Origin of the sequence: Paenibacillus zeirhizosphaerae (assembly GCF_030705605.1) — a bacterium.
Lineage (GTDB): Bacteria > Bacillota > Bacilli > Paenibacillales > Paenibacillaceae > Paenibacillus > Paenibacillus zeirhizosphaerae.
Genome location: NZ_JAPCKK010000016.1, coordinates 248741 through 264460 on the forward strand (window position 1 = coordinate 248741; position 15720 = coordinate 264460).

Genomic DNA, 15720 nt, shown 5'->3' on the forward strand with positions numbered 1-15720 from the left:
CTCATTCGGGAATCAGCTCGAACGTGCTCCCATACTTGCGACCGTCGGTGAAAAAAAGACGCACATACTCGCTAGCGCCCACTTCAATAGGCGGGAGCGCATTTCGCCCGGCCGCAAACGGTCTCGTGAACGGATAGACGGTTCCGTCCTCCTTGTCAAGTGGATACCCGCCCTCCTTCTTCACATAACAGAGCGCTTCCTTGGGAATCGGTATCTCTGCAGTGACAGTGATGCGGACGGTTTTGCGGCGACTGAATAGCCCCTTTTTGTGATCCACCGTGTAACGGATTTTAGCTTTACCGGTGCTGATTTCCGCGCTATTTGCCCCGTCACTCTGCCGAACAAGCATCATTTGCCCTTCCTCCATTATACTCGCATACACGGTATAGCGGAGACGGCCGATACCTTCAATCCGGTCCTGATAGCTGCCGAGCGCCTTGTATTCTTCACGGGTAAACAGCTTCAGTTCCCCGCTGATCGCTGAAGGAGGGGAGCCATCTGCCGGCTCCGCCTCCTGCTTCGCAATATATACCGCCTGCACGCCTTCCGGCCAGCGCCAGCGGAGCACCACATGATGGTCGTCCAGCCTGCAGGACAGCTCGGAAATGATAGGCATTCCCGGCTGCGCTTCTCTATACTGCATAACCTCTGCCCCCATTTCCGTCCCTAAAATCCTTTACTGCGGCTGTTCCGGTGCGCATCCTCAAACCCTTCTCCTCTTCTGCCAGGCCGAGTGGATACGCCGGTGTCCTTGGCAGCAGATGATTTGCGGTGGTCACGAATCGGCAGCACAAACGAAAAAAGTGCGATAATGCCTGCCAGCAGCAATGCAGCAAGGAAACGGACAACCGGATCCAGCCAGATGGAGCCCCGCAGCCCATTCTCCAGCAGGAGACCCGCCAGCAGCCCCGCAGGGACACCGCCAATGGCGAAGTTGCGCGCCAAATAGCGGTTATCGAACATTAACCCGAGCGCAAGCCCGATCAGCGCCCCGATGATCGCCAAGGCCACTGTACGGTACACGGCCAGATAAGTGCTCTCCGCATACATGCCTGTGCGTTCCGTTACCAGCGTCCGGTCGCCAAGGCTGTTGTAAATCTCTCCGAAAACGAGCGAAAGCTGGCCTGCATCCGTTACGTCATAGTAGATTCCTCCGGTCATCTGTGCAATCGCCTGCAGCAGTCCAACCCCACCCGAATCCGTGATGCTGAGGCCGACGGTATTGACTTCAATCTGCCGCTCGATATAAGGGGCCAGAGCACTCGCCGTATCCAGGTCGCTGTAGCCGTCGGACAACAGAATGACCATGGCACCGTTGTCGTCATTTCCTTGATCTTGGATCTGATCCAGCGTTTCACTCAAAGCAAGTCCGATATTGGTTCCCGCATCTGTGTTTGGAATCTGATCCAGCTTGTCGTACACGGCCTGCTTGTCGACATCCGTCGCCACCGGTGTAAAAGGCTGCAGCACCTGAGACTCATCCCCGAATAGGATTACGGACACCCGTTTGTTCCCGTCCATTTGGCTAATCATGTGTTTAGCCGCCGTGATCCGGTCATTGTTCGGATCGTTTTCTGTCATACTGCCCGAGTTGTCTATGACCAGCACCAAATCGTTAACCTTTTTGGCCCCCGCCGGATTGATTTGATACCCTAATTCCAAGACTGATCCTGCCGCAAACAGCATAGCCAGCGTAGCCGGCACCAGCAATCTCCACGATAAGCCTGAATAGCGCTGCTTCCATGAAATCCCGTTCAACTGCGGATTGATCAGCTCGGCGATCAGACAAAACACCCCGATGCACAATGCCATAATTCCGAAATACGCTCCGATGACCAGCCAATGCGGCCACTCGTCAAGAAAGCGCAGCAGCAGAATCTCCCCGATCACAAACCCTACCGCGCCTCCAATAAGGCTGAACAGCAGCAGGATTATATTTAATTTTCTCTGCATCATAACCCCCAACCCCTTCTCTTTTAGCTCCAGCTTCGTACTTGCTTAGCGCATTTCAGGAAGCTGCTCCACAGCGATCCCGTGCAGCTCGTACCCATTCGCGGTATACGTTTCATAATACGTTTTTCCGTTCCTGTACACCATCAAATCTTCCGTATGAAAACCACCCATCAATTGCAGCTTCTCTACTCCACTGCTGCGCTTTTCGTGTACGAAGCCAGTCTTGTATAAGCGGGATGTGTCATCTACGCCCAGGGCGTAAGGCAGAAATTCACCTTCATAATCACCGAAAAAGTACCGTTCCTCGTACCTGTGCTCATGTGTATAATCCAGCAGCCTTACATGAATCACCGCATTCTCTTCAAGTGTACGATAGAGTCGCTTAAACAGCTCATCCTGCGGCACGATTTGGCGGTTGTTATAATCCGAGGCGACGTTGGCGCGTCGCAGCAGTTCTTCCTCGAACGTCTGCTTAAACGGCTCCGCACTCAGGATCAGGCTGCGGCAGGTAAGGAGCAATCGATCTACCAAGCCCTCCATTCCGTTATGAAGCAGCTCTGCAGCCGGTCCCATAAATCGATCCTCGAAGAACACCTGCCTACCCCGCCTCGTCTCCGTCTCCGTCATGATCGCTGCAGTCACATGTTCATAATACTCGAACAGATTCTGTCCAGTATACTGATCAGCCAGCCGAATGCTGTCTTCAGAAGCCGTTCGCAGTTCCAGCTTCACCTGCTCCAGCTCCGCAGCCAGCACTTGGGTCTGCCTGTGGAACTGCTCCAACACAGCCTCACAGCGGCGGAGAATCTCAAGCTCTGTATAAAGCCGCAGCATGTTCAGCTTGTGACTGTAGACCGTTTCCGTCAAATAACGGATCAAGCTGCGCGTATTATGCTTATCCAGCAGCGGCAAACGCTGAAATGGCTGATCCTCGACGGAGGCGGCATACAGAGCTTCCAGCTCCGCGCCGCTAACGGCAAGATCACGAGCCATATCACGGATGAGGCTGCGCAGGGCGCTGAGCACACTGCCAGCCTCCTGCTCATCCGTCCATTCCAGCAGCTCATAGATACCTGCATCTCCGGCGGCGGCTGATAGAGATACCTTACTGCGCAGCCATGATTCCGTATCAAAGGACCGAAGCCGATCAGCGGCTTCCTCCTCAAAATTTTGTCTAAAGAACATGCGGCAGCCCTCTCCAAACAACGCTTTCTCCGCCTCCTGCAGCGTCATTCTCTTCAGAGAACCGTAACCCACGCCGGAAGTCATGAGGCCGGTCATATCCCCGATTGCGGACCGGTCCGGCAGCAGACTGTCCAGCAAAGCCGTCCGGTCAGAAGCATCCAAGCCGAAATACGCCAGCTTCTCGCGCATGCTCCAATCCCTACTGCTCTTCAGGCGCTCCAGAAGCTGTACATAGAAATGATACAGCACCGTCAGGGCAATCGATTCGTTCGGTCTCTTCACACGTGAAAATCCTGCCGACACATATCCCGCCCGGCCTGATCCGGTCATAATGTTATTCTTGAAAGAGGTGTTGTTATACCCGCCATCCTGCGGCCGGTACTGCTCCGCTGTCCTGCTGCGGTTCTTGAGGAGCTGGATGTGGCAAATCATTTCGCAATTCTGGCGCAGCTCATCCTGCACGATCATTCCCCGCTCGTCCTTATCCGAAAGCAGGTAGACCAGATCGAATAGCGGAGCCGGGGCATGCTCTACCTGAATCGCCAGCCGCTCCTCTGTCATATGCAAGGGGGCGGAGAATGTGAATTCCGGACTCTGCATCCATTCGAGCTCACGGAGGAAGGCGACGTTAATAGCGCTGCTGTAGCCATACTGTTCTTCAGGGCTCTCCTCCATCAAGGTGTACAGATCTGTTTGCACTGACTTGAAGGATTGGCCAAGGATATAATCCGCCAACAACGTGATTTCAGCTACGACAGCGTTAAGCGCATCATCAGCGCAAGTAATCACAGACAAGTGTACCCGTTCAAAGGAAGAGTACAGCTTCCCGTATTCCGCTAGCTGCCGGCCGGCCTTCCGCAGAACCGCATTCAGTTGCACGAGCTGCTCTTCATTGTTATAAAAAGCCCGGTGCAGCCCGCTTCTCTTCGTCTTGTTATCCAATTCCTCAAGCGGCGGAATGACATGTCCGAAAGCACCACCGGATGTACGCAACGCTTCAGCCTGTGCAGCAACATGAATGTAGGCAACACCGGCGCTATTGTCCCATTTGCGGCTGTTGATTTCCATCACCGTTTTGAGCGCCATGCCGCACCGGCCTCCGATAAAGAGAAACACAGCGGGGTAATGGATGCTGCTGCGTCCGTCCCCACTGCCGATCAGTTGATCTTCCGCGCTGGCATAGGCCTCCGCAAACTGTCTCAGTTTCTCACTCATGGCTTACTTCAGCCTTCTGCGGATATCGTTAAGCTTACCCGCCATTTCTCTATAGAAGGTGTACAGCTCCTCGCCATTGGCCAGCTCAACCCGCTCATACTGCAGTTGATCGCGCCCTTCTGTGAACGTTGCGGCCAGTTCCTCAAGCCTTGCCAGGAGAGCGGTGATATCCTCCGAAGCGGTCATTTCGGTATCGCGGCGTGTAGCTTTGCGAAGAAGCATGGCACGGCTTTTCTCGTCCAGTGCGCGGAAATGACTGAACACCTCGTATTCAACATAGCTGCGGCTTTTCAGCACATTGGCAAACGGCTCCCAAGCCTCCTCCTCCGGGTCACGGTCATATACATACAGCGCGCCTTTTTTGGTGATGGTGCTCGTATACAGTGCTTCGATGAATTGATCCAGCCATTTCTCCTCATCCTGGAACTTATCCAGCACAGCACCAAGCTCGGCCACTTTGGCCTGGATACCCTCGCGTTTCGCCAATTCGTCACGTACAACGCGTGACATTCCCGGCGAACGGATCAGGTTCTCCTGCGCCATCTCTTCGTTGATGCTGCCAAAGATATCCTTCACATATTCAGTCTCAAGTCCTTCGGTCAGTAACCCTTTCAGCGAATCGAAGGCGCGCTTCACTTCACCAAGGTTCGGCTTGGAATCATTGAGACGCATATCATAACCCGCAAGTATGGCCTTGAGGTCGAGCGGACGTGTCTTCACCACTTCATATCTGCTGCTTGTATTCTGGTCGTCGCCTTTCAGACGGATGATGCCTGCGATAGAAGCACGGGCAAATTCTTCCCGCACACGCGCATTATATTCCTTAACACGCGGATTGACGTAAATATCCCCCCACGACTTTTCCGGGATCGGGGATGGCAGGAATGTCCAGTTGTTCTGGGCAGTCTGCACAAGATGGCGGCCGATGCCTTCCCTGTCGAGAATCGTTTTTTCATAGCTTTCTTCATATACCTTGAGCGGCGTATATACGAACAGTGGCACACCGTTGCGTGTATTCAGCCAGAAAATGCGGTTTTTGACCTCGCTCTCCTTGATCGTAAAGTGAGACTTGCCGACCGCGTTGTTCTGGTAGTTGCGGATTCCCTTCAGGATGCCAGGTGCCTGAACCGGAACGGATACGAAGCCCCAGGAAGGAAAATACAGATTGCCGGAGCTGTTGCTAAGGTGGAAGACCGGTACCGCATCCTCGTCCAGCCGATTGGCAATATGCCGTTCCACGAACTTCTCAACCGCCTCATCCTGACCGTACTTCATCATGAGGAAATCCTCCATGGAACGGGTGATGAGGTCACCGAATTTATCGGTCAGGAAATCGGAAATGGAGCTTACGATATCAATCTCCTGCTCCTTTACCCATTGGTTGGAATGGGTCAGCAGCTCCTGGGTGAAATCACGGATCAGGTCATCACCGTCACGCTTTTCCATCATATTGGAAACCACCGCCGCGATATCCGGCACGCTGACTAAATTCCAGTAGTATGTTTTGTTGCCCTTATGATCGGTCTGCTCCTCACCGTTAATGAGAATATCTCCGTTCTTGGAGAAGATGGCGCTCAGAGCGTTCAGAATCTCGGAATATACATTATAAATACGGCTGTTTTCCTGATTCAGCAGCTCATACAAATCTTCATAAAACTCGATCAACTGCTCCGTGCGCTCCACATCGGCGCGCAGCCAGTACTCATTGATTTTGGCTTCAATATAAGCATTTTTCTTCTTGTCCTTGGAGACAAAGGCGCTCTTCGCGTCGCCCATTTTGTCATTGGCCTGCTCGCGTGCGGCTTCGATATCCCTTGGAATCCGGTGCAGACTCTCGCGCAGCGTCTCAATGTAAGACAGCAGCATCTTCAGCAGGCAGAAGCCTTTCTCCGTATAAATGAGACGGGATACATAGAATGGCCCCTGCTCCGGATGCAGGAACATGCGCCGGATCTGATCTGTGAACTGGCCGACAATCTCCCCGGGAAGCTGCTTCTTCGCCTTGATGTATTCCTCACGGGCACGGGTCAAGAAGTTTTGCTCCAGCTCGGTGTCCATGTTTACGACCTGCATCTTCACCACATTGCTATAGCTGAGTCTTTCGCTGTTCTCATAGCCAGGCAGCGGCTCAGGAACGCGAGATTCGAAATTTTTGATCATGCTGTCGAGATCTACGCCAAGCTTACGTGCAAACTTCTCCACTTCCTCCTGTCCGGGAACCTTCTCAAACATCTTCTCCATCTTGCCGAACAAGCGATAAGCGAGGTAGGTCGTCATTTCCTCCACAGGCAGGACGGCGGACGAAGCACCGATAATGTTGTATTCATAGTTGGCCGGATACGCCCGGTTCATCTGTGCAATGTTAGTGCGGATATTGCTGATGTAGTCATGAATGGCGAACTCCTCGCCGGACTGCTTTTCTTCGCTGGCCATGAAGTTGGTAATATTCTCAGCCGTCACGTTCATGCAGTAATCATAAGCGTTCTCCAGCAGCTTGCCTTCTGTGTTCGTAGCCGAGATCAAGTGACAAAGGTTAAACGGCGGCAAGGGCGAGTTCACCGTCAAAATACTCCCGTACTGCTGCTTGAATCGTTCGCCGCGACTGTCCACGTTCATCCAGTAGTCCAGCTCCTTCAATGCGGCATACCCATTCTTCTTGATATATTCGCGCGTATGCTCGCTCAGGCTTTTGTTCGCCAGATTGACATCAGGCGTGAATAAATAACCAAGGGTGTTCACCCGGTCAATGCCCGCAGAGCCGTAATCCCGTTCGATAATGCCTCTTACGATATACGAAATATCCAGGAACGTGCCGCTGCCGGTCCCACCGGATAGTCCGGAGAGCAGGAATACCATCAATTTTTTGTTCGTGCCGACTGACAGTGTCTTGATCTTCTTGTCGATGCTCTGTACAACCTGGTTAATCTTGGTGAACAGCAGCAGCCGTCCGGCCTGACGCACACCGGCGGCACCGTTCATGCCGTCGGTAATGCTCAGCTCCGGCGACAGCCATTCGGTTATGTACGGCTCCAGGATACTGCGGTTTTGCAGCAGACCGCCGATTTCCGCATTGGACAGCAGCACGAATTCATTAATTGGGTCGAGACCGATGCCCTTGTACTTTTTGTTCCGGTCCTGTTCATTGGTTTCAAAGGCGAGGAATTCGACATTGTCCGGTTTATCGGACTTTTTCTTGGATACCGGGTCCTCCGGCAGCTTGAAGCGGCGGTTGATCTGATATTTCAGGCGCAGCAGGGCATCGATGCCCGTGCCGCCCAGACCGATGATCAAAATCGGATTGTCAATCGTGTCTACCCGGATCTTCTCGCTGACGATGCCGCCGCCAAGCGAGACGTCCAATTGCTGGATATGCTCTCTGACTACTGGTTTCATATTTCTACCCCCTGGATAACTTTATAATTGAATGATTGGATCATGATTGGATCAACTGTTCACCGACAGATACTCAAGGAAAATAGTTTTGCCTGCGCTTCCGAGCGGGATCGATAGCCTGTCGCCATTCTTCAGTTCGACTCCGCGGGATGCATCAACGGCTCTGCCTGATTTCTCCAAGGTCAAATCGCTCGTGCTGCGTACCGTCAAACGGTCGCCGCTGGCTGGTGTAAAGACAACCTTCTCCGTTTCAGCGAATTCAGGAGCCAACTGCATGAGCTGGTGCAGATTAAATTTGCCGCGGAAGCCGCTCAGCTTCCTGTACTGCGGATACGATTTCTCGCCTGTATTTTCATCTCTGACCTCCACGACCATTTGCCCCACGAAGCCTCTGCTCGCTTTCTTGAAATACTTCCAGATGAAAAAAGCCGCAGCCAGCAAGATAAGAACAACAAGTCCGATCAGCACCGCCGGAAGCACCATACTTGTCTTCCCGGCAGCAGCCACAGCTCCAGCTGACGACGAGCTTCCTGGTCCAGCCGCCCCCGCCCGGATCGTCACCGGAACCGTTTCGCGGAAGAAGCTTTCCTCTTCAGCCCTAACCTTCAATTCATAATTGTGATCCTCTGGAATCTTGAAGGTTCCGCTGAAGGAGCCGCTCTGATGATCCAGCTCCATTGTGTCCGTCTTGCCGGTGTCCAGGTCCGTAATGTTCAGCACTGCGTTCATGCCCTCATATAAGCTGGTGTCCTGTAGCTGCTGTCCTCCGCTGGTGAGGTAGGCATTGATATTGATGTTGTCACCCTTTGCATAGTCTTGATCGGGAATCGCACTCAGCGAAAGCCCGAGATCGTAGTTGAATACCAGATTGATATCAATTTTATCCTGATCGACGCCTTTAATCTGGAGCTTCCAATCTCCTGCCTGCGGCTTCAGCATTTTGATAAGTGAGTAGCTCTTCGACTTGGAGAGCAGAATATCATCCGCCGGAAGCTTTCTCGTATTGCCGTCAGGATCGACAAGCCGCGCATCAATAGGCTGAGAAGACATGATGGAAATATTGGCTTCCAGCACATTCTCGTTCGGCACGTTCACCGTGACATCCTGATAATCCCCGTTCCCAGTGATAGGCTGCAAAGGAACGACGTTCAAATCCAGACTGCTGGCGAAAATCTCGCTCAATATCCCCGGCAGGTCGTCCGCGTTACTCGTAATGAACGACTTCCCGCCCGTCTCTTCGGCTATGTTCGCCAGTGACTCCTTGTTCAGCTTGCCGTCGGCATTCAAGCCGATCGTATAGATCGGAATGCCGTTCTGCTTCGCTTCCGCAATCGCCTGCTCCATATCCTTTTGTGAGTTTGTCTCGGTGCGGCCTGTGCTTTCATTCAAATCGTTATTGCCGTCAGCCAGCATAACGATCATAGGAGCGTGACTTGGTTCCGCCCCGTCCTGCAGCAGATTAACCGCTTCTTTAATCCCGACAGACGTATCCGTATACGCGCCGCGATTCAGACCGTCGATAAATTCTTTCAGCTCATTTTTGTCTTCCTGCGATTTTACAGTCAGCAGCGCTTTCTCCCGCTGGATCACGTCTGTATAAGCTACAATGCCTACTTTATTGTCCTGCTCGGACAGCATGTCGATGAACATTTTCATCGCTTCGTTGCCGATCTTAGCTGGATCACTCGTATTCATCGAATTGCTGACATCCACCGCCAGCACCGCATCCACCTGCGAAGCGGAGCTTGCGGCAGAGGCCTTGAATGGGTTCATTCCTGACACGCTCGCCGCTAGGATCAGCAACGTCAGCAATCTGCAAAACGTATGCCTGAATCGACTTTTCATCTCTGTACCCCTTTACCCATAGTTCTATAGTTGTACTATGATTTTCTTAAATTCTGATGAAATAAAAATGAAATTTAGCTGAAAAGTACCCTCCCTCTGACGGATAACTTCCTGTAAGCATACCGACATTTTACCATCCAAGCACGGCAATGATATAATTATAGCGTAATCAATACCGCAAAATATGAAAAAAATGACACCAAATCGCTTGGAAAGGAAAACATATGATCTCTTACGGATGTCTTGCCGTTTTGTTTCTTTTTGTCATGATTAAGCTGCTAACCTACTATTTTCATAAAAGAAAGGCACCTTCCCTCGATCAAATCGACACCGAGCTGCTGAGCGCTTTGAACCGGAGGAGTGAGCAATCATGATGAACCCGAAGCAGCCTGTCCGCTTCCGTCCGTTTGTCAGGACACGCCATGCCTACCAGAAGCTGCGGATTTGCAAGCGCTGTGGCGGCTTCACCGCTTTGTGGGAGGAGCAATGCTCAGTCTGCGGGAGAAAGACGCTCGTCTCTGTACAGGATATGGCCGCCCGCAAAACCGCCCGTTATTTCGGCAAAGATCTGTTTATCGGCATAGTGATTGCTGTAGCAGCCATCTATTTCAGTATCCCGGCGAAGCAGACCCTGCTCGTATCCGCCATCTCCTTGGTGCTGCTGATTCTGCTCTGGCTCATGCAGCGCCATTTGAAGCCCTACGAGCTGCGGCACCAGCAACGGCGGCTGTTCAAATACCGCTTTGAGGATATCGAAGACGGCTTAACCCGCAACCGCGCCGAAGCGGTTGCCCGAAGGCAGAGCGACGAGCTGCTGTGTTACGAAATGCTGCGCGAGATCGGTGTATTGCTCAGGGACGACCGGATGAAGCTGCAGCAGATTGCTTTACTTCAATCCTTTGTGCTGCGGCGCGACATGGATCTGATTCTGGATGCTCTGCTGCTGAAGAGCTATGAGCCGCTGCTTGTCGAATATATCGGCGAAATCGCCAAAATCAAGCGGGAACTAGTTAAGGAGAAAACACTCCGTTATGTCACCTTCTACGAGAACAGGATTCTGGACATGCCACAGGGCGAGCAAATTCTAATCTCCGTGGCCAGTGCTGCCGTGCGCTTGAAGAAATATGTGGTGACATATTCCAATTTTATTTACAAATACGTCCGCAAGCTGCCAGAAGACCGCTTTCTGCGGCTGCACAAGATGATCATGGCTAACCCGTATGAGCCCTTCGGCGATCTTGCCGATGAAGTAAAGGACATTTACCGTATGCGTTATGAGCATAGGAACGGAATTTCTTGAACGAAGACCTGCAACGAAGGCCTGCGGCCTTCAAGCTTTAGACGTACTAAGAGAGGCTTTCCCCTGCAAAAAAAGACAGGATCTTGCAAAAAAATGATTAAAGTGCAAAAAAACGTTGCGCGCTGCCATATAAGCGTGTAACGTTTTTTTGCATTTTAGGTATAGTGGGCTTTGTTACCCAAATTTTTTTTGCTCCGATTGGGTAGTTCATCTGACTGCAGTTGAAGACGTTCCAGCAGCTGCCAAAATTGTTCAACCATGACCGATACCGGAAAAGGCATCGAGCGAGTAATCCACCATTCCAACAGCCCCACTCCCGCTGAAATTAAAAATTGCACCGTAATGTCCTTGTTCAACTCCTTATCAAGGCCAATTGAATCCAAGTGGTCATTCAGGCTTTGTTGAATCACCGTCTCCATACGGTCGCGGAACACCGTGTTCCCCTTACTTGTTAGCATCACATAATAGAAAGAAGCATGCTGCTCCAAATGTTCAAATGTGCGCAGCAGCGCGGTTTTGGAAGTAAAAACCATCCCCTCCTCCGGCATGCAACTGCGTAGCAGCTGATTGAATTGAACTTCCATGCATTGGTCCCGCAGATCGTATTTGTCCGTGAAATGCAAATACACCGTCCCGCGATTAACATTCGCTTCTTCCGCAATTTGGTTGATCGTAATACTTTCAAAATCCTTTTCCGACATCAGCTTCATAAAAGCGTCCATAATCGCTTGCCTCGATTTTTGAATACGTCTGTCCATAGCGCTCTCCCCTTTTATCCAAAAAATGAACATTTCGAAGCCCGCTGTTGAAAAATCAACAACCACGCTTGTTTTAACCATTGAACACCATCAATTTCCCTGATACATTCACTATATAAAACATATGTTGAAAAAACAACATATGATCAATTTAATAGGAGGCATTATCATGAAAGCTATAGCTTTGACAAGCTTTGGAATCCCCGGAACGCTGGATGAACTGGAAGTGCCAGTTCCCGTTCTCACCGACACACAGGTTCTCGTCGAAATGCGCGCCTCTTCCATCAACCCTGCAGATATTCAATTGCGCAGCGGTGCGATCCTCAAGAGTCCGATGGCTGATAAATTTCCGGTACAATTGCCGCTCATTCTCGGTATTGATGTGGCCGGTGTCGTAAAAGAAGTTGGCGCTAAGGCGCGTCATTTCAAACCGGGGGATCGCGTTATGGGTATGGTTCCGATGGGGTCCTATATGGATTATGTTGCGGTGGAGGAAGATCATCTGGCCGTTATCCCGGAGAGTCTTTCCTTCGCAGAGGCCGGCGCCGCGCCGACGGTTGCCCTGACAGCTTGGCAAGCGCTGTTCGAGCATGGCCACCTTCAACCGGGACAACGTATCCTTGTGCAGGCCGGAGCCGGAGGCGTGGGTCATGCGGCAGTCCAATTGGCCAAGCAGCATGGAGCATATGTTATCGCAACCGCGAGGAACTATAATCATGATTTCGTCAAAGGACTCGGTGCAGACGAGGTGATCGACTACACGAAAGTCGACTTTGCTGCCCAAATAACCGAGCCTGTCGATATCGTGCTGGATTCTGCCAAGGACACAGCCACTTTCGGTACCGGGCTGCCGGGAGAAATCGGAGAAAAGAACTACTCAGTGATCAAGGATGGCGGCACTTATGTTTCAGTCGTGGCATTTGCGATCAATCAACGTCCGCAGGTCCGAGGCATTGATGCACGTTTCTTCCAGGCAGTACCCAACCGGGCCGATTTTGAAGCCATTGTGCGCAGCATGCAAGAGGGCAAGCTGAATATCCATATCGAGGAGACCTATCCCTTTACTGCTCAAGGCCTGCTGCAGGCGTACCGTAAAAGCGAAGCGCAGCAAAAACGGGGGAAAGTCGTGATAGCGAAAAACATGCGGTAAGCATGTCTGCGAATGCAAAAATTAAAAACCGGGCCGGACAAGGGTCTTAACCTTATCCGGCCCGGCTGTTCTTGGTTTTACTCCTCGGCTTCCGCCAAATGCTCGCTGCAGAATGCGTCCACTTCGGCAAGTTCATCCTCTTCAAGGTCAAATTCGAGATAACGGTCCGTCGATCGCTCATACAGCTCATACTTTACAATGCGCGTTCTGTCCTCTTCCACACTGTAAATCACCCTTAAATACACACCATTCGCGCTATACAGCTCATCTTCTTCGTCTACCTCAAGCTCCAGCATATATTCATACCGTGTCCCGGCAATGATGCCGAACGGATCTTTCACTGTTTCTACTGTGAATGATGTAATCTCCACTCTTATCTTCCTCTCCGGCGGATTAAGGCAAAATCTTGCTGATTTGCTCCCTTACCCGTTCTTCCTTTAATTCCGCCCCCATGATTGATACAGTGCCCTGATCCTCACGGGAACGGATCAAACGGCCGATGCCCTGCCGCAGCCGCAGCAGCATATACGGCATATCTACTTCCGCAAACGCATCCGCCGCTTCCGCCCTGCGTGATGCAAACAACGGGTCATCCGGTGGAAACGGCAGCGACCAGATGATAACATGCGACAAGGACGGCCCTGGAATGTCCAGCCCTTCCCACAGAGTTACCGCGCAGAGCACACTGGCTTCATCGTTCTGGAACAAGGAGATCAGATGGCTGATTTCAGCCGAACCCTCGTACAGAAAACGAAACTGCTCGAAGCCCGCTGTCTGCGCTGCCCCTTTTCTAAACTGCTCCAATTCTTCCTGGGACGGAAAGAGAATCAAAGCTCTTCCACCGCTTTCCTGAAGAAAATCCAATGCAAGCTTTATTTTCTCACCCGGCTTCTCTACCGGGTACAAGACATTCTTCATCTGCTCGGCATAATCATAAGGAGAAGCAACGGAGAAGGACAGGTAGTCCTCCAGCCCCAATATTTCCGCCATGTAACCAAAGGAGCCTTGTACCGATAACGTAGCCGAGGAGAACACAACCGGCATTTGCTTGGCAAACACACGTTCCGCCATAATTTCCTTTACGCCTTTCGGCATAATGACCAAGGTCAATTCGTCGCCGTCTTCCCTTACCCAGGAAATCAGCTTATCCGGCTGACGGAACAAAGCCAGTGCCTTTTGCATCATCTCAAGATGCTCTTCGACGATCTTGAGCTGGTAATCGTCCAGCGTAAACAAGCCGCCCTCGAACACGAGCTCTTCTTCAATTGTGGACAGCATATCACCAAAACGATTGATTTCACGCAGCAGCCCGTCGTTCACCTCGAATTTCCTCCGGTTCGAACCCGGCACCGGTAAGCTCATTTGCTCCAGCAACAGGAACACCTTCTCGCTCTGCATGATGGAATCTTCAATTGTAACTGCCAGGGATTCGCGAATCTCCCCCTCCAGCAATCGGACGATAATGCTTTCGTACAAGGTGTGCTTCAACTGGTATGTGAGCGCGTTCTGCGCGGCCGTCTCCAGAAGATGCCCTTCGTCAAACACGACAGAGCTGTGCTCAGGGAGAAGCGGCAGTTGCCCCTCCCGCTTTCTGGATTCGAACGTCCAGATATGCTCCATATAGAAGTCATGCGAACAGATAATCAGATCCGCAGCCCGGCGGTAATGATCCCGCGAGATCGTTTGACCGCAGCGGTGACGCTGGCTGCAGACGAGACAGTCCTGGAACACATCCCAGCCCAGCTTATTCCACTGCCCATCAGACAATTGCGGATAATCTTTGCGGTTACCATAGGGATGAAACGATTGCATCGTCTCCGGGAAATGGACAAATTCCGGAAGCCCTTCATAAATTTCACGGTACAGTTCCCCATCTTCCAAGCCTGTCCGCGCATCATCCAATTTATTCAGGCAAATATACTGATCCTGGGATTTGCCCATACGCGCATCAATGGTCAGCTCCAGATGCCGGGCCAGCTTGGCGATATCGCCTTCAGGCTTAACCAACTGTTCAATCAGCGACTCGTCCGCGCAGGCAATGATGGCCGGCTTGCGTGTGTAACGCGCATAAGCGATGGCGTAGAGCAGGTAGACGAGTGTCTTCCCCGTTCCCACCCCCGCTTCGGCAAAAATCGTCTTCTTCTCGGCGTACGCCCGTTCGAGCTGGAACGCCATATAAATCTGCTCATCCCGAACCTCAAATCCGGCTTCGGGCAATATCTCATAGAACACGTCAGCGATCCAATCCGAGGCCTGCTGCATAAACGGCCGAGAAGGATCAAAGGTAAAAGGATAGGTTGTCAATTACGGCTGTGCCTCCACATCTTTCTGAAATATCACGTTTTATTTACAAAGCTTCGTCCGCGCCAAAAAGAACCCCCTGCCTATAAGGCTAGGGGGAAATTTTGAGCGCAGATCCTCTGCTATGATCGTTTGCATCATCTCTTGTTCAGACCAGTTCTGATCTACTAATGTGAATCCATGATGGATTGTCAGGGACTCGAACCCTGGACCGCCTGATTAAGAGTCAGATGCTCTACCAACTGAGCTAACAATCCGTAATATTATTTACTTTTCTTACTTTACTCCTACTCCTTACAAAAATCAAGAAAAACTTTAATTGAAATATATCCATCTGCACCATAAAAATCCCAAAAAAGTCAATAAAGATGCGGGCTATCTGCTAGGGAAAACACATTTCCCAAGCCTCGCTCGTGCCAAAAGAACCCCCGGCCTTTAAGGAGGGGGAGAAATCAAGTACATGTCCTCTGCCATAATCGTATGTCTTATCTCCTCGTACGATTTATGGATTTTTTTAATCATATGTTATCATTGTTATCACATCCGGTCGTTTTTTCCCTGTATGTATAGATCAAGTGCCTTGATACCCCTTCTTGCCAGCTTAATAAAAAGTACTAATA

General features: G+C 51.3%; 10 protein-coding genes and 1 tRNA gene. 2 read left to right on the forward strand and 9 right to left on the reverse strand.

The features are described from left to right. Position 1: 1 nt before the first annotated feature. Genes OIN60_RS10950 through OIN60_RS10970 form a run of 5 tightly spaced genes read right to left on the reverse strand, consistent with a single transcriptional unit; the run spans position 2 to position 9591 of the window. A complete protein-coding gene (locus OIN60_RS10950; RefSeq protein WP_305754903.1) occupies positions 2-643 on the reverse strand; it encodes a beta-mannanase in 642 nt (213 codons plus the stop codon). Between the two features lie 23 nt (positions 644-666). Next, positions 667-1956: a vWA domain-containing protein gene (locus OIN60_RS10955; RefSeq protein WP_305754904.1), complete on the reverse strand. Its 1290-nt coding sequence runs from the start codon at positions 1954-1956 to the stop codon at positions 667-669. 42 nt (positions 1957-1998) lie between these two features. Continuing rightward, positions 1999-4353: a transcription initiation factor TFIID gene (locus tag OIN60_RS10960; RefSeq protein ID WP_305754905.1), complete on the reverse strand. Its 2355-nt coding sequence runs from the start codon at positions 4351-4353 to the stop codon at positions 1999-2001. 3 nt (positions 4354-4356) lie between these two features. Continuing rightward, positions 4357-7746, reverse strand: coding sequence for a tubulin-like doman-containing protein (locus tag OIN60_RS10965; protein WP_305754906.1), 3390 nt, complete (start codon positions 7744-7746; stop codon positions 4357-4359). 51 nt (positions 7747-7797) lie between these two features. Continuing rightward, positions 7798-9591, reverse strand: a complete 1794-nt coding sequence (locus OIN60_RS10970; protein WP_305754907.1) for a vWA domain-containing protein — start codon at positions 9589-9591, stop codon at positions 7798-7800. A 370-nt stretch (positions 9592-9961) separates the two neighbouring features. Here OIN60_RS10970 and OIN60_RS10975 point away from each other — a divergent pair, with 370 nt between their 5' ends. After that, a complete protein-coding gene (locus tag OIN60_RS10975) occupies positions 9962-10891 on the forward strand; it encodes a hypothetical protein (protein ID WP_305754908.1) in 930 nt (309 codons plus the stop codon). A gap of 155 nt (positions 10892-11046) precedes the next feature. Here OIN60_RS10975 and OIN60_RS10980 read toward each other — a convergent pair whose 3' ends face one another. Then, positions 11047-11649, reverse strand: a complete 603-nt coding sequence (locus tag OIN60_RS10980; RefSeq protein ID WP_305754909.1) for a TetR/AcrR family transcriptional regulator — start codon at positions 11647-11649, stop codon at positions 11047-11049. Positions 11650-11818: 169 nt separating this feature from the next. Between OIN60_RS10980 and OIN60_RS10985 the strand changes: the two genes are divergently transcribed. After that, positions 11819-12799 carry an NADP-dependent oxidoreductase gene (locus tag OIN60_RS10985; RefSeq protein ID WP_305754910.1) on the forward strand — a complete coding sequence of 327 codons (981 nt, stop codon included), beginning with the start codon at positions 11819-11821 and terminating at the stop codon, positions 12797-12799. A gap of 77 nt (positions 12800-12876) precedes the next feature. Here the strand turns inward: OIN60_RS10985 and OIN60_RS10990 are convergent, their stop codons facing one another. From OIN60_RS10990 to OIN60_RS11000, 3 genes are all read right to left on the reverse strand, one after another. After that, positions 12877-13170 (reverse strand): DUF6509 family protein, encoded by a 294-nt coding sequence (locus tag OIN60_RS10990; protein WP_305754911.1) that lies wholly within the window; start codon positions 13168-13170, stop codon positions 12877-12879. Between the two features lie 22 nt (positions 13171-13192). Next, entirely contained in the window at positions 13193-15103 is a 1911-nt protein-coding gene (locus OIN60_RS10995) for an ATP-dependent DNA helicase (protein ID WP_305754912.1), read from the reverse strand. 181 nt (positions 15104-15284) lie between these two features. Further along, positions 15285-15357, reverse strand: a tRNA-Lys gene (locus OIN60_RS11000). Positions 15358-15720: the final 363 nt, after the last annotated feature.

Excerpts from the sequence above, each read along its gene's own strand:
- OIN60_RS10950 (WP_305754903.1), bottom strand. The coding sequence starts at position 643 with ATGCAGTATAGAGAAGCGCAGCCGGGAATGCCTATCATTTCCGAGCTG.
- OIN60_RS10955 (WP_305754904.1), bottom strand. The coding sequence starts at position 1,956 with ATGATGCAGAGAAAATTAAATATAATCCTGCTGCTGTTCAGCCTTATT.
- OIN60_RS10960 (WP_305754905.1), bottom strand. The coding sequence starts at position 4,353 with ATGAGTGAGAAACTGAGACAGTTTGCGGAGGCCTATGCCAGCGCGGAA.
- OIN60_RS10965 (WP_305754906.1), bottom strand. The coding sequence starts at position 7,746 with ATGAAACCAGTAGTCAGAGAGCATATCCAGCAATTGGACGTCTCGCTT.
- OIN60_RS10970 (WP_305754907.1), bottom strand. The coding sequence starts at position 9,591 with ATGAAAAGTCGATTCAGGCATACGTTTTGCAGATTGCTGACGTTGCTG.
- OIN60_RS10975 (WP_305754908.1), top strand. The coding sequence starts at position 9,962 with ATGATGAACCCGAAGCAGCCTGTCCGCTTCCGTCCGTTTGTCAGGACA.
- OIN60_RS10980 (WP_305754909.1), bottom strand. The coding sequence starts at position 11,649 with ATGGACAGACGTATTCAAAAATCGAGGCAAGCGATTATGGACGCTTTT.
- OIN60_RS10985 (WP_305754910.1), top strand. The coding sequence starts at position 11,819 with ATGAAAGCTATAGCTTTGACAAGCTTTGGAATCCCCGGAACGCTGGAT.